Source organism: Candidatus Chlorohelix allophototropha (genome assembly GCF_030389965.1).
GTDB lineage: Bacteria > Chloroflexota > Chloroflexia > Chloroheliales > Chloroheliaceae > Chlorohelix > Chlorohelix allophototropha.
This window is the reverse complement of sequence record NZ_CP128399.1, coordinates 609446-623609: the sequence shown is the minus strand read 5'-3', so window position 1 is coordinate 623609 and position 14164 is coordinate 609446. Positions and strand designations below refer to the sequence as shown.

Annotated in this window: 12 protein-coding genes; 3 read left to right on the top strand and 9 right to left on the bottom strand. The window is 47.6% G+C overall.

The features are described 5' to 3' along the window. Nucleotides 1–45 precede the first annotated feature (45 nt). Nucleotides 46–888: an SGNH/GDSL hydrolase family protein gene (locus OZ401_RS02730; RefSeq protein ID WP_341469182.1), complete on the top strand. Its 843-nt coding sequence runs from the start codon at nt 46–48 to the stop codon at nt 886–888. 67 nt (nt 889–955) lie between these two features. On the opposite strand, the gene OZ401_RS02725 is transcribed toward OZ401_RS02730, so the two are convergent. Together OZ401_RS02725 and OZ401_RS02720 are read right to left on the bottom strand one after the other, a co-directional pair. Then, nucleotides 956–2845: a bifunctional serine/threonine-protein kinase/formylglycine-generating enzyme family protein gene (locus OZ401_RS02725; protein WP_341469181.1), complete on the bottom strand. Its 1890-nt coding sequence runs from the start codon at nt 2843–2845 to the stop codon at nt 956–958. Nucleotides 2846–3099: 254 nt separating this feature from the next. Beyond that, a complete protein-coding gene (locus OZ401_RS02720) occupies nt 3100–3909 on the bottom strand; it encodes a DUF4388 domain-containing protein (protein ID WP_341469180.1) in 810 nt (269 codons plus the stop codon). A 256-nt stretch (nt 3910–4165) separates the two neighbouring features. Here OZ401_RS02720 and OZ401_RS02715 point away from each other — a divergent pair, with 256 nt between their 5' ends. Continuing rightward, nucleotides 4166–5980, top strand: coding sequence for a M28 family metallopeptidase (locus OZ401_RS02715; protein ID WP_341469179.1), 1815 nt, complete (start codon nt 4166–4168; stop codon nt 5978–5980). Between the two features lie 62 nt (nt 5981–6042). Here the strand turns inward: OZ401_RS02715 and OZ401_RS02710 are convergent, their stop codons facing one another. Both OZ401_RS02710 and OZ401_RS02705 read right to left on the bottom strand, forming a co-directional pair. Beyond that, the gene (locus OZ401_RS02710) at nt 6043–6534 is read right to left on the bottom strand and encodes a hypothetical protein (protein WP_341469178.1); all 492 of its coding nucleotides are present in this window, start codon (nt 6532–6534) and stop codon (nt 6043–6045) included. 115 nt (nt 6535–6649) lie between these two features. Next, complete coding sequence (locus tag OZ401_RS02705) at nt 6650–8359, bottom strand: fibronectin type III domain-containing protein (protein WP_341469177.1); 1710 nt, start codon at nt 8357–8359, stop codon at nt 6650–6652. Between the two features lie 248 nt (nt 8360–8607). On the opposite strand from OZ401_RS02705, the gene OZ401_RS02700 reads away from it, so the two are divergent. Further along, on the top strand, nt 8608–8967 hold the full coding sequence (locus OZ401_RS02700) for a VOC family protein (RefSeq protein ID WP_341469176.1): 360 nt from the start codon (nt 8608–8610) through the stop codon (nt 8965–8967). Between the two features lie 93 nt (nt 8968–9060). Here OZ401_RS02700 and OZ401_RS02695 read toward each other — a convergent pair whose 3' ends face one another. From OZ401_RS02695 to OZ401_RS02675, 5 genes are all read right to left on the bottom strand, one after another. Then, nucleotides 9061–9474, bottom strand: a complete 414-nt coding sequence (locus tag OZ401_RS02695; protein WP_341469175.1) for a hypothetical protein — start codon at nt 9472–9474, stop codon at nt 9061–9063. A 30-nt stretch (nt 9475–9504) separates the two neighbouring features. Further along, nucleotides 9505–9951, bottom strand: coding sequence for a PadR family transcriptional regulator (locus tag OZ401_RS02690; RefSeq protein WP_341469174.1), 447 nt, complete (start codon nt 9949–9951; stop codon nt 9505–9507). Between the two features lie 235 nt (nt 9952–10186). After that, on the bottom strand, nt 10187–11755 hold the full coding sequence (locus tag OZ401_RS02685; RefSeq protein ID WP_341469173.1) for an extracellular solute-binding protein: 1569 nt from the start codon (nt 11753–11755) through the stop codon (nt 10187–10189). Between the two features lie 74 nt (nt 11756–11829). Then, a complete protein-coding gene (locus tag OZ401_RS02680; RefSeq protein ID WP_341469172.1) occupies nt 11830–12804 on the bottom strand; it encodes a carbohydrate ABC transporter permease in 975 nt (324 codons plus the stop codon). Next, nucleotides 12797–14080: a carbohydrate ABC transporter permease gene (locus OZ401_RS02675; protein WP_341469171.1), complete on the bottom strand. Its 1284-nt coding sequence runs from the start codon at nt 14078–14080 to the stop codon at nt 12797–12799. The genes OZ401_RS02680 and OZ401_RS02675 overlap by 8 nt, the downstream gene beginning before the upstream one ends. Between the last annotated feature and the right edge of the window lie 84 nt (nt 14081–14164).

Sequence of the window (14164 nt, the reverse complement as noted above, 5' to 3'; positions counted from 1 at the left end):
TATTTTTATAAAGTTGAAAAGTTAGCATTTGAAGGAGAATTAGCCATGTCCAAAAGGTTGTTTTCTAGGATGAAGGTTTCGCTCCTGATGGTTGTAACGCTTTCCATGCTATTGGTGCCAATGGCAGAGGCAGCTAATCCCTATCCCAACTCGATGGTTGCTTTCGGTGATTCTATCTCTCGCGCTTTCAACACCGGTTCTACTGCCTTCTCAGACGCAACTCAGAATGCGTGGTCAACCGGCACCACCGCTTCGGTTAACAGCCAGTATTTACGTATTCTCGCGGCTAACCCTGCTATTTCCGGCAAAAATTACAACAACGCCGTTACCGGAGCGAGGATGAGCAATTTGCTCGGTCAGGTAAATGCCTCACCCGCCGGAATGGGATATGTCACCATACTGATGGGCGCAAACGATGCCTGCGCCAGCAGCGAAGCCGCCATGACCACTGTAGCCAATTATCAAAGCCAGTTCGCGAGCGCGCTCACCGCGATTGCAGCTAAAGACCCCAATGCCCAGATTTTCGTTGCCAGCATCCCCAATATAAAACAGCTTTGGTCATTGTTGAAAGGTAATTTCTGGGCGCGTACCATATGGGGGTTATTAGGCACTTGTCAGTCGATGCTGGCTAACCCAACCTCAACCAGCGCTACCGATACCGCCCGCCGCACCAGAGTTGACCAGCGCGTAAAGGACTTTAACAGTGCACTTGCCACCGAATGCGCCAAATACGCCAACTGCCGCTTTGACTCAAACACCGTGTACAATTACCAATTTACCGCCAGCCAAGTATCCACCCGCGATTACTTTCACCCTTCCCTAGCGGGTCAAACCAAACTCGCCGAAATAACCTTCGCTTCTGCCAAAGCCGCGTTTGGTTGGACATAACATCTAGAAAGGCGGTTCGCTTGCCTGTGAATCAAATACGTAAACAGGCATGAACCGCCCTTCTTTATCAAAGACCCGCGATGGGGGTGGACAGCACTAACCGAAAGCCAACATCGTAGAGACTGCCCTTTGGTTCATCATGGTAGCGATATATACATGAGGCATATGCTTGATTGAGTGAGAAAGAACCTCCCCGCAGCACCTTTGCAGCCTCACTTTCGTCTGCATCTGCCTCACCCGGTTTCTTGTACTTATTCAAGCACCACTCCCACAGGTTGCCGCTGATATCCATTGCGCCACATTTCGCCGCTCCCTGCGGATACATGCCCACCGCAATCGCTCGTCCTAATTTTATTTCATCAGTATTGGCATAACCTTCTTGCCACTTGCCCCAAGGAAATTTCCGCTGCTCGCTGCCCCCTTGCGCTGCCCATTGCCATTCCCACTCCGTAGGTAACCGTACTTGCGCGTTATCACCAACAATTAATGGATAGTCACCCCCGCTCGGATTCGGGAATTGCATTCCGCGCAAACAATTATTCAACCAGCGCCCTAACGCTACGCTCTGATACCACGATAAACTGTCACGCGGGTTACTCAACAAGCCATAGCTTTGTTTATCCAGCTTTTGCCGCCGGCATTCTCTGGGAAAGCCCTTCCACCATAACGGATTGTTATAGCCGTCTGTTGCTTTCACAAATGCCTCATATTGGGCGTAGGTTATCTGGTATTGGGCAATATAGAAGGGTTGCACATCAAAAGGTGTTCCCTTTATTTGCAGATAGCCCCCCGGTGCTACCAGCAACCACGCTATATCGGGGATATCATCCGAGCGTAATCCCACACCCGAACGAGGGTCACCGATTTCGTTCAGGCGGTCACCGATTTCCATGCGGCGTTTGTGAGTGGTGCGCGGGTCGGCAATTTCCCTGAGTAACCGCGGTGCTTCGGTTGGTGTGACAAGATTCGGGTTTATAACAGGCGCTGGTGCAAACTGAGCCTTTTGCATAGGTTTAATGTTAGCGGAATAACCGTCTATTTTTGGCGCGGCTACTTTCGGCACAAGTGCTTGCTTGAAAGCTGTCGCAAATGCCCCCACCGATAGATACCGACTGCTTGGTTCTTTCGCCGTCGCCCTCTCCAACACTTCCTGAAGTTGTTCTGGCAAATTCGCCCCGTAATTTCTCAGCTTTGGTAGCGGTTTCTGGTAGTGAGCTATTATCAACTGGGCAAAATCTGTACTCTCAAAAGGCAAGCTACCTGTAAGTAGCTGAAATATCACCACGCCTAGACTGTAAACATCAGCGGCGTTGCCTACATTCCCGGCATCGCTAAACTGTTCTGGAGCCATATAAGCGGGAGTACCAAAACTGCTACCAGCGCTTGTAAGGTGGCTATCCTCAGTATGAGCTATTCCAAAATCGGCTATTTTAATCTCGTTTCGGCTATCCAGCAACAAATTGCCCGGTTTTAAGTCTCGGTGAATAATCCCCAACTTGTGGGCATAATCCAACCCATCGGCTATTTGCTCCAGATGTTCGGCTATTTCCTGCGGGGATACTTTCCCGATTTGCTTTGAAATATCCCCTTTTGTGGCATATTCCATCACCAGAAAAGGGATTGTTTGACCCTTCTGTTCGCCCGTTACTTTCCGGTTGACCAAATCTAACGCCTGAAGAGTTCCAATGATTTCTCCGCAATCAAGCGCTTTAATAATGTGCGGATTGTCGTCAAGCTGTGCCAGAATTTGCATTTCCCGCTCAAAGCGGTTCTGTTCTCTAGGCCCGGGGTTAGTCAGAAACTTGATGGCGTATTTCTTGGTATGCAGATTCTTGTTTTGGTGGCATGCCAACCACACCTCACCACATCCGCCTCTACCCAAAGGTTCTTCTAGGAGGTATCTATCAACCTGATAGCCCGCTTGGAGTTCTTTTACAACAAGAATAGTGTCATTCATACTTTTCCATTAGTGTAGTGTGTGATGGTTTTGTCATTGCTATCGGAAGCAAGTTCTTGCCGTTTGACTTGATAAGATAGTACAGTGGATTCCGAAAGACTAAAGTTTATCTGTAACGCGACTACGGTTTAATTATACCCAACAGAGCAAGTCTTCGCTACATTATATGAAATGAATCGAATCTTAAAATTATAAAAGCAAAACAAGGGGTTTTACGCCCCTTGTCTTTGCACTTTTCTGAAGTTATACCGACATTAGTTCTCGGATGATGGCTCGGAAGTGGGCGGGTAAACTACCGCGATCTTCATTTTCACCAAGTCGGCAGCGATGCGGGTTACGGTCATTACATCCTGATTCAACTCAGAAGCGAGTTGTGACATACTAATCGGGGAATTGACAATTTTGGTTAGAATTGACCAGTGATAAGGTTCAATAACCACGTTAGTACCCGGGTCAGAGGCAATCCCAATGCGATGCGAAGTTGTGGGTATAATCGGATTCAGCTTGTTCCAGTTATCCAACCAGAGAGTAGCCCGCACTTGCAATACCGGCAAAGATGCCTGAATGGTGCGACGACCGGGAGGCGGTACGTTTACCTCAAAAGCAAAGTCTCCGGTTTTCCAACCAAAAAGCTGGAACAACGCCAGCGCCCCGGTCATAGTATCCAGTTTAGAATCGTAAACTTCTCCCCGTTCAATGTAAATGAAGCCAGAAGTATCCCCGTTATAGAGATGTAACATCCCGGTTTGCTTCTGGATATTGAGAAGAGACAGCAATGCACTGGTGGAAAAAGCGACCATGCTGCCCGACATTACAACTTGAGGGCTATGCACTTGAGCGGGTACCGAATTTTTGGGGACATAACGGGCACGATGTAGCGGCAAGGTGGATAAGGGTTGGGTCAAGGCGCTGCGTTGCCCGCGATTAATCTGTGAGGGTGGTGATAGAATTTCAGAAGCCGTTTGGCTGGAATCGGCTTTGTTCACCCCATTACTATGCTTGCCATTACCATTTTGGTAATTGCCATTTGCGAATATTCCGCTAATATCATCTTTGTCCAGCATAGGATTCCTCAAATGCAGCGTTATCCCGTATCAAGATGGTTGATTCTGCACACTATATTTTGATTTTACAATATATATTACGATTTAGCTATAATACTAAGCTGTGTTCAACACTATACAGTACCAATTAATAATAAAAAGGTAGACGAAGTATTACATATATTGATTATAGAGGTATAACACTAATTTTTAGTATATCAAAATGGTAATATTAAAATATTGAAATATCATTGTTAGATAATGAAAGAAATATAATGTGAAAAAATATACATTAATTCTGGTGGTTTACCTGTCTCTACAGTGGCTATGCTATTTGCCTGTTACCAGCGTTGCTGCCCCGATCACTAACGCCACATTACAAGACTTAATCTCACAGGTTTCTCCTGAAAGGCTGGTGGCAGAAGTGCAAGCAGTAAGCCGTTTCTCGCGCTGTGTCAGCGACACAGGACACGACCTTGCCATCACCTATATCAAGAATCGTTTGCAACAATTAGGGCTAACGGTAGAAATACAACCCTTTAGCGGTTATGTGGATGGGTTACGAGAAACCCGCTTGCAAAATATTATTGTCCACAAACCCGGCGCAAACCCGGCGCAACGCCACCTCATCACTGCTCATTTGGACAGTAGCCCAACGCGCCTGTTTCCCCCTACTTGCAACGAACTGGCGTATGGCGCAAATGATAACGGCAGCGGAATTGCAGCGTTAATTGAAATCGGGCGATTACTGAAAAACGCGCAGTTTAAAGACGATATTGATTTGGTATTTTTCGATGGCGAGGAGTTCGGTTATTTGGGCAGTCACTACTATGTGAGCCAATATCTCCAAAACCAGAGCACCCAACGCCCTATCGCTTCGGTAATCAACCTTGATATGATCGGCTATCCTCGCGACGGCACAACCAACCAAACGCTCTACGCTATTTCAGTGCCGGGCAGCAGTTATGCGCTTGCCAACGAAGGCAGTAATCTGGTGAAAAGCTATCTACCCACTTTGAAATATCAGGTTTATACCATTGGCGACCTTTTTCCGCTGGCACGCGACCCGAACCAATACAGCGACCAGCGCAGTTTCTGGGAGACTCAGGTGGGTAGCGCGATTTTTTTTAACGAGGATGCACGAGACATCATCAGCGGCGACCCGCGCTACCACTCGCCCGGTGACAAACTGTACCAATCAGATGGCAGTTTACGCCTAGATGCTTCGCTTATGGCAGAGGTGACTCGTGCAGCGTTGCTCATAAGCGGGTATAAAGCAACCCCATTGTCACAGCGTTTCTTCCCGACTCTGGCACAGCCTTTTGAGGATAATTGGAGCAGAGCCGACCGACCGCTTCTCACCGGAACAGCAACCGGACGAAGTTGGTTATGGGGACCAGCGCCAAACCATAGCATTAGTGAGGCTTATGCCGAAGCCACAGGGGGAAGCCGACAAGTGGCTTATTTTGACAAAGCGCGAATGGAACTGACCAAAGGAACGAGCGGGGTTGTGACCAACGGGTTGCTGGTAGTGGAAATGACCAGCGGACGGCAGCAAATGGGCGATAGCAGCTTTATCCCGCGAGAGCCGAGTCGGGTAGCGGTTGCAGGCGACCCCAATGATACCCCCGGTCTGAACGATACTGCCCCAACCTACGCCAGTTTCAAAGAGATTGTAGCGCGGGGTAAAGTTGCGCCGGATAGCGGAGCGGTAGCAGCCACGCTAGACGTAAAGGGGCGAGAAAGTTATAACTACGCGCTTTCACCGCTTGCCCGCAATGTGTTTTATGTTCCTGAAACCGGACATAATATACCGGACGTGTTCTTTAACTGGTTTCAAACGCAAGGGCGAATCTACGACAGCAGCGCGGATACCTACACGGACGGAGGCGTTTTCGATTGGGTGAGCGCGATTGGCTTCCCCATCAGCGAAGCTTATTGGGTACGCGCCAAAGTAGGGGGATTAGAACAAGACGTATTGGTTCAGCTATTTGAGCGGCGCACCCTGACTTATACTCCCGGCAACCCTAGCGGCTTTAACGTGGAGATGGGTAACGTGGGATTACATTATTACAAGTGGCGCTACAGCTAATTCCGGCAAATAAAAATACCCGGCAAAACATCAAAGCTGCCGGGTACTTCTGGAAAATTACGCTAGTTCTGCGGGGAGCTATCCTCGCGATTTACGATAACTATCGGCAAATTGGTGCCTACCCCGCTCAAATCGCTGGCAGCGTTTATCACTGCACCGGGGCGGGCATCGGCAAGTGCCACTTCCAAATTGTTAACTACTGCGCCCGCCTCACCCAACGCAGCATCATCCGCTGTCGATTCGGTAGTTGATTCGGCAATAGTTGGCGTTACCTGTAGCGGTTCTAGCTGAGTAAGGTTGATAGTGCGTTTCGGACGGGCGGTAGCGGCATTTTTCTCAGCCTCAAGGCGCTCACGCTCCTCTACTTCCTGCGGAGTGGGTATAATCTTACGCAAAAAAGGCAAGGTTCTCCATGCCAACCCCGCCAATAGCACAAACATTACCAGCGCCAGCATAAACAGCATCATCCGCAAAACAGTGGCGGTATTCCCTTCTTGTGAACTTGCCAACGGTTCACCTGCCAGCACTATCGAAAACAATTCTATTTTTAGCATGTTATTTTGCTCCAAATTAAATGAATATTACCCGCTCTTAGGTAAGAGCATCATAGCCCCAACCATTATAGGTGTCGGTGACAGAAACTACAACTTTTGAGGCATAGGTATTCTCTTATTTTTTGCTACCTTTGGAGCAATATAGGATATCTCGTCCGGGATTCGCTACAATCTGCCTACCACCAAAGCCTGAGACTGTTATATTGCGGATGGTTGCACCACCCAACACCAGACCGTTGATTGTTATATCAGTAGCAGCAGCCATATCAGGCTTAGCCATTATGGTAATACCAGTCCCGCTGGTGCAAGCTCCTCCGTCAATAATCACACCTGCCTGAACTGCTCTTAACGCCCCACTAACATTGATAGTGGTTGCACCACCGTTCAATAAGAATTTAATAGTATGCCCGTTGGTAGCTTGATTGAGAGCGTAGGACAGAGTACCATCTGTACCCTTACTTGCTGTATCACCTGAATCCTCAGTACTTGTGACTGTCCAGATAGTTCCGGTGTTGGTAGTGGCATTTGCCGTATTGGAATAACCAGAATCAACTCCCAAATTAGAAGCCAGCACCCGGTAGTAATAAAGTGTTGCAGAGAAAAGCCCGGTATCACTATAACTAGTACTGCTAGCGGGAAGCATGGCGATTGATGACCAATTAGAACTGCCGTTGGGACTGCGCTCTATTCGGTAATTAGTCTCGTAGCTGGAATTATCGTGCCAAGTTAGATCAATCCGAGTGCTAGAAAAAGGAGTGGCAACCAATAAGGTTGGATCGTTGGGCGTAAGGGCGACTGTCCAACCCATATCCCTGAACATCGCCAGTATTAGCGAACCGGGGTTATGTTGTACTTCACCTGTTCCAATTGAATAAGTCATTAGAGCGTTCGGTGTACCGTTATATATATTGTCCAGATGCGAATAACTTGAACCTTGCTCCCAAGGAGATGGTGCGTAAAGTTTGGCAGTATTGCTCCCATTTATTTCTCTGACGGTAGGCGAGTCGAAATAAAGATTGTTGCTTACCAGTTGAGAACCAAGCGCAGTAGAGGGGTTAGGGAACAACGTAGTATTAAGCAGGGATTGCCCAGAACCATTCACCGCGAACCGATCGTAAATGGCGGGATAACCATAGCTGCCCTTGAAAGTGGTGGTATTGTAACTAATATCTCCAAAGAAACCCAGCCCATGCCCGATTTCATGCAAAACCACGCTGACAAAATCAATCTTATTTAAGGGGGTATTGCCATCGGTTCCGTAATACCAGTCAGGATATCCGCTGTTAAACTGTGCAATTATGTCGGACAGAACTGGATCAATATCAGAACGGTGTAACTTATTCGCCAGTGCGGCAGCGTACAAGGTATTGTTTAATGTTGCGCCGGAGAAATCCTGGAACTCTTCGTAGGGTCCGGCTGCGCCAAGAATACAAGCTTGCCCCGAAGAACAGGTCTGCAAATTTGTCCAGTAAGCATTGATTGTGATCGGCACCGGAGAAGTAATTTGTGTCGCCCAAATGTCAAGCGCATATTGGAAAGCAGCTTGTGCCTGAGCCGAGAAGCCATTATAGGTTACCGAAAAAGTAGCGGTAGGAGTAGCCAGCACACTGTTGGATTTTGCCATCCTACGCGAAAAGTTAAGCGGTGGTGCCACCTTAACCGGGTTTGGCTGTCCGTCAGTTACCAAAATTAGCGGGGTTCCGGGGATAGCAGAATTTGAAGAATCCTGTAGAAGAGTTCCTTGAGTGATAAGAGGGTTGAAAGCCAATTGTAACAGTAGAAGAATTACTAACAAAAGTGCTGCTCTATAATAGGTTTTTCGCATCAGTTTTCCTTGATTCTATTTTGGCATGTGCGCTTTGTTCCGCATATTCTAGCATTTATCTGTAAATAGGATTCATTTGTACTATAGTAGATTATATATATGAGCAATGTACAAGAATAGCTCCTTTTCCTTGTTGTTCGGCACAAATATTAGCATGTCAGGATACTGACCATAAGAAATTGATTCCATCAGCTTTCGACTTTTGATAGCTAACTCTAAATTTGAGATTTTAAATAAGGAGAACTTGAATGTTTCAAGGACTACGAACTGCGATTTATGGTGTACCAGATATTAAAAAGGCTAAAGAATGGTACACTCAGGTTTTGGGATTCTCGCCCTATTTTGACCAACCCTATTATGTGGGTTTTAATGTAGGAGGCTACGAGTTGGGCTTAGACCCAAATGCTAACCCGGGTTCGGCTACCGGTTCTACGGTCTATTGGGGAGTGGAAGATGCCGAAGCTACCCACCAACGCTTGCTAGAACTAGGAGCAATCGCCAACGGTGGAGTCCGGGATGTAGGCGAGGGTATTCAGGTTGCCTCGGTAATTGACCCCTTCGGCAATCAATTAAGTTTTATCAAAAACCCTAATTTTTCGTTAAAGTAATACAAAATAAAAGGGAGGGTCAAAGACCCTCCCGGCGGTTTATAGACTCAACTTTCAACTGCCAAGGCTTTTGGCATAGTAAGGTTTTACGAGTTATAGCAAGTCGGAATCGACATTACCGCTTTGAGGTTTGCTCTCAGTCGGACGGCTTTCATTGCGGCGAGCTTGTTCAGCGCGCAATTCCTGAAGTTTTGCGCTAATCCGGGCTTGCTTCTCTCCTAGAAATTCCTGAACCTTTTCGAGACCCACAATCATATTATCCAATTGATTCCAGTCCTCTTGTCCGTGACTGTGACCGTGTCCATGTCCACCATGTCGGTGGCGATGTCCCCCAAATTGACCAAATCCAGACGGACGACCGGAGAACTTCGGCGCACCCCACCCGTGCATTCCAAAACCAAAGCGCGGCCCAAAACCGGCACCGCCAAACGGGCGCGAATTTGCGCCTTCATCATAATTATCAAAGTTTGCCTGCCGAGTGGCAGGGTCGCAGTTAAATCTGCTCATAGTTAAAACCTTTCTCTAAATACAAACTACTTATATTGTCTCATCCGAGCCTTCGCCTGTAGTTCCGGCAGAAGCGCCTTCCTCTTCGCCGAAAACTCGGTGAAATTCATCAATGAAGCGGTTAATTACCCGTACACGTTGCTCCAACGAACTCGCCCAAAACCGCAACAGTTGTTCGCCTGCTTCGGTAATTTTGTACACCCGTTTGTTTGGACCGGGACCGTCCTCACTCCAGGTAGAAACAACCAGTCCTTCCGCTTCCATTCGGCGCAACGTTCGATACAGGTTGCCCACATCCACAGCGCTGCCGAGGAATTGGCTTTTATCCAATGCATCCATCAAGCTATAACCATGTTGCGGTCCCTGCGCCAGTATCAATAGCAGGTTGGGTTGCAAGAACCCCCATACCGGCGGTTGCATAAACCAACCACCGCGTTTTCCCCCGTGCCACGGAGGACCACCAAATCCGTGAGGCACTTTCTTGTCTCCCCCAAGCAGAGCTTCGTATGCCTGCTATATATGTCATGGTCATATATTACTAACATATATGTACAGATACAATACTCTGCATATTTGATTTGTATTAGAGAATCGATTCTAGCTACTTCTAAGGGCAGTATAATGTGTATTCCAGAAAAAACAAAGGTATAGAAAAACTCCCCGGCAAAAAGCACCGGGGAGTTCTTTTTGGTAATATCTAACCAGCTTTTAGTTACTTTTTGAGGGTAGCATTTGCCTGATCATTTATAGCTTTGACGGTATCGGCAGGAGTACCCTTGCCCTGGAAAAGCGCGTCCACATTGCTGTCCACGAGGTCGCGCACCTGCTGCCACTGACCTAGTTTTGGCTCGGCAGCGCTGGCATAATCGTAAACTACTAACGGGATTTTGTTCTGAGGAGCAGCGGCAAGGAAGGTTTTATAGGTCGGGTCGTCAACGGTGCTCTTGGTAGCCGGTACGTAACCGCTGGCGGAAGCCCACTTTGCCTGGAATCCGGCAGAACCCATAAACTTCATCACTTCCCAAGTCGCCAAATCTTCATCATCGCTCTTGCCCTTGAACCCAAGAATAGCGCCACCGTAGAGAGTAGTTACTGGTTTTACTCCGGCAGCGTGAGGCGGCACGGTTGCACTCCAGTTGAAAGGCTTGGCACTGTTATTACCTTTAGAAATATCATCAGCAAGGAAGGAGCGGCTGGAAGTGCTGGCGATATAGAACAAAGACTTCTGCTGCTCAAATCGTATTTGGTTATCAAATGCTACACCGGGGTCGGCAGTAGCAAAGTAACCAGCTTTAACCCCATCGTACAGCATGTTAAGTTGGTCAAGCGCGGGCTTCTGGTCAAACAGGAACTTACCGTTTTGATAGTCATAAATCTGACCACCTCTGGCGTAAATCGGCATGGCTATTAATTCAGAAACGGATTTGGTGGGAAAAACATAACCAACTGCCTTGCCGCCGCTTTTCTCGGTGACGGTCTTGGAGTCGGATACGAATTGATCCCAAGTATAGTTTTCATCTGGGGTCTTAAGACCATATTGGGTAAAAAGGTCTTGATTGTAGTACATAACGGGACCGCTATTGCTGAATAGCCAAGTATAGGTTTCGTTATTGTATTGGGGGAAGATACCACGCGCCAACATATTGGGGCGATAATCTTCGAGGTCTTTCTGGCTCAACCCGTATTGACCGCTGATAAACTTGTTCAAACCGAGAGCGAGTTTGGCATCCACAAAAGCGGGAACCCAGTTTTCGTAGCCGGTCGCGATATTGGGCATACCACCGGCAGTGGCGGACTGGGTAAGAGCTTTCAGGATGTCGTTATAGGTAAAGGTATCGTTGCGAGTGTCAATCTTTACCTTAATTTTAGGATTGGCTGCTTCAAAATCCTTCATTATAGTGGCGAGGCGTTCGCCGTTACCTTTGACCTGGCTACTCCAGATAGTAACGGTGACTTCACTCTTAGGTTCGAATTTCTGACCACCGCCCGGCTTAATAGTAACTTTGGTGCCATCCACATCAACGGTCACACCCACGCCAGTTGCTGCTGCGGTAGTGGCAGAGGCAGTGGTAACAGTGGTGGTGGCTGCCGCAGTCGTAGCTGCTGCTGTAGTAGCAGAGGCAGTGGTAGCAGCAACGGTGGTAGCAGAGGCAGTGGTGGCTGCCGCAGTCGTAGTGGCAGGCACTGGAGTGGCGGTATTATCCCCACAGGCAACCAGCAAAGTCGCCAATAAAACCAACAAACCCACCAGCACCGAAAACTTCCGGTTAATTGTTTTCATTCAGAATCTCCTCCTTTAAGAGACTCGATAACACAATAAGCGAAGCAAACGTAAAATACGTCTGCCAGAAAAACCTATTTGATTCCGGTACGAGAAACGCCTTCGATAAAACGGCGTTGCACCAGAAAGTACAAAAACATCATCGGTACAATACCAATAGTAGCGGCAGCCATCAATAGATCCCACTCGGTGCCAACCTCGGAGTTGCCGAGGAAGGTACGCAACCCGGTTTGGATAACCGGAATAGTAGGGGCTGCGATTAAAGGCCACAGGAAAGCGTTCCAGCTTCCCTGGAAAGCAAAGAGGGCTACGGTTAGAATCGCGGGCATAGACAAAGGAACCGCAATTCTCCAAAGGTAGCCTATATCGGTAAGACCGTCCAGTTGTCCTGCTTCGTATAGTTCTTGCGGCAAACTCATAAAAAACTGTCGTAGCAAGAAGATATAAAAAGCCGATGAAATCCAAGGCAAAAACAGGGCAGTATAGGTATTCGTTCCCAAAGCACCCGCTACATTCCCCAATTGGGTCACAATTACCAGATTGGGAATATAGCTAGCTTCATGGGGAATTGCCATTGTCGCCAGAATAAAACCAAAGAGAATACCGGAACCCCAGAATTTCAAACGGGCAAAAGCATATGCTGCCAGTGTGGACGTAATCAATACGCCAATAGTTTGCGCTACCCCAACGATAATTGAGTTGGTAAAATAACGGGTGAAAGGAGCATCGAAAAAGTCTTTTGGAACTTTTGCGCTCGAGCCATAATTCCCATTCCAAGCATCGCCGTAATTTTCGAAATGAAGTCCATTGGGCAAGAAAAATCCTAGAAAACGGGAGATGCTTTTATCTTCACCGTTCAGGCTTTGTGGGGTAGCATCGGCTGCCGGTTTTAACGAAGTTGCAACCATCCAGAAAAAGGGCATTAACATCAACAACAGAAGCATGATAATGAGTATATGTAGAAATAGCTGCCCAAGCCTGTTAGATGCACGGCTAGATAACAAAGACCCGGCTTTAACCTTTTGCGGAGTTCCGGCAGTTTTAATCATAGTTCACTCGCTTGCCCAGTATCCGCTGCTGTACAAAGCTGATACCCATTATTATTACCAGCATCATCATTACAATAGTAGAGGAATAACCGAAACCGGAGGTGTCCGAACCGGAACCGCGCCCAAAGGTTACATCATAATAGAAGATGGAAAGCACCGTAGTGCTGCGGTTAGTGCTAGAACCGTTGTAAATTGCGAAGAACAGGGTAAAAGACTGGAACGCGCCGATAGTACCTACCACCACCATAAAGAAAAGTGTAGGCGAAAGCAATGGTATGGTCATTTTGGTAAACATTTGCCAGCCACGCGCCCCGTCAATTTTTGCCGCATCGTAAAGTTCCCGCGAAATATTGGTAAGACCTGCCAGTAGTAGCACCGTATTGAAGCCCAAAATATGCCATGTCGAGATTATGACCATCGTGAACATTGCCATGCTAGGACCGCCCCAGAAGCTATCCCAAGTGAAGAAATGAGCAAGTTCTACAATTACAGACCAACCCACAAGCGCGGCAAAGGTCGTCAGCAAACCTGTAAGCCAGTTCCAGATTCCACCCTCAAAATGGCGGTATAGCCACACGATAAAGCTCATCAGCCCTGCCAACAATACCAACTTTATCGCTAGCGTTCCAACATCGGGACCACGTCCGCCATTGTCGAATATCAACTTCAGGATACCCCGATCATCCAGTCTCCAGCGTTGCATCGGAATGCCTATCGCCGCAAAAACCCAATTTGCCAGACCGCCGGGACGATCGGGGTTAGCGCGGGTCAGCGCATTGGAAGAAAAGGGGGCGAAAATGATATTCCAGACTGCGGCAATAGCTATCAATGAAGTAACATAGGGTAGGAAGAAAAGTGTACGGTAGAGGTTTTTACCTTTGGTTACCTTATCTAGCATCAACGCCACCCCAAGCGCTGCCGCGATACCGAGAAACACCGAAAGCGCTACATACCCAAGCGTATTCCAGAAAGCATTCCACCAATCAGGGTCATCAAACAGCAATTTACTGTAATTATCAAAACCTGCGAAATTCTCGGCAGGAGGAACAATACCTTTTACGGCTGAGATTCTTTTATAGAGACTGAGAAAGAAAGCATAGATTATCGGCATGAAGTGGAAGAAAAAGAGGATGATTAACGCAGGGGCGATAAAAAGGTAAGCCTTTAAGGAGCTTCGCAACATTTTCCTGAATTTGCGACGCTTTACCTCTGCAGAGTTTTCGCCGGGCAACTCAATCTTATTAGCAGTGACAAGCTTTTCCTGTACTGTTGCCATACAACCTCAATTTATTCGCGGAAACCTAGCCTTGTTACAGGACTTAAATCAATGCTTCTGCAAAACAGATTACAGGCTACAGAT

Excerpts from the sequence above, each read along its gene's own strand:
- OZ401_RS02730 (WP_341469182.1), top strand. The coding sequence starts at position 46 with ATGTCCAAAAGGTTGTTTTCTAGGATGAAGGTTTCGCTCCTGATGGTT.
- OZ401_RS02725 (WP_341469181.1), bottom strand. The coding sequence starts at position 2,845 with ATGAATGACACTATTCTTGTTGTAAAAGAACTCCAAGCGGGCTATCAG.
- OZ401_RS02720 (WP_341469180.1), bottom strand. The coding sequence starts at position 3,909 with ATGCTGGACAAAGATGATATTAGCGGAATATTCGCAAATGGCAATTAC.
- OZ401_RS02710 (WP_341469178.1), bottom strand. The coding sequence starts at position 6,534 with ATGCTAAAAATAGAATTGTTTTCGATAGTGCTGGCAGGTGAACCGTTG.
- OZ401_RS02705 (WP_341469177.1), bottom strand. The coding sequence starts at position 8,359 with ATGCGAAAAACCTATTATAGAGCAGCACTTTTGTTAGTAATTCTTCTA.
- OZ401_RS02700 (WP_341469176.1), top strand. The coding sequence starts at position 8,608 with ATGTTTCAAGGACTACGAACTGCGATTTATGGTGTACCAGATATTAAA.
- OZ401_RS02695 (WP_341469175.1), bottom strand. The coding sequence starts at position 9,474 with ATGAGCAGATTTAACTGCGACCCTGCCACTCGGCAGGCAAACTTTGAT.
- OZ401_RS02685 (WP_341469173.1), bottom strand. The coding sequence starts at position 11,755 with ATGAAAACAATTAACCGGAAGTTTTCGGTGCTGGTGGGTTTGTTGGTT.
- OZ401_RS02680 (WP_341469172.1), bottom strand. The coding sequence starts at position 12,804 with ATGATTAAAACTGCCGGAACTCCGCAAAAGGTTAAAGCCGGGTCTTTG.
- OZ401_RS02675 (WP_341469171.1), bottom strand. The coding sequence starts at position 14,080 with ATGGCAACAGTACAGGAAAAGCTTGTCACTGCTAATAAGATTGAGTTG.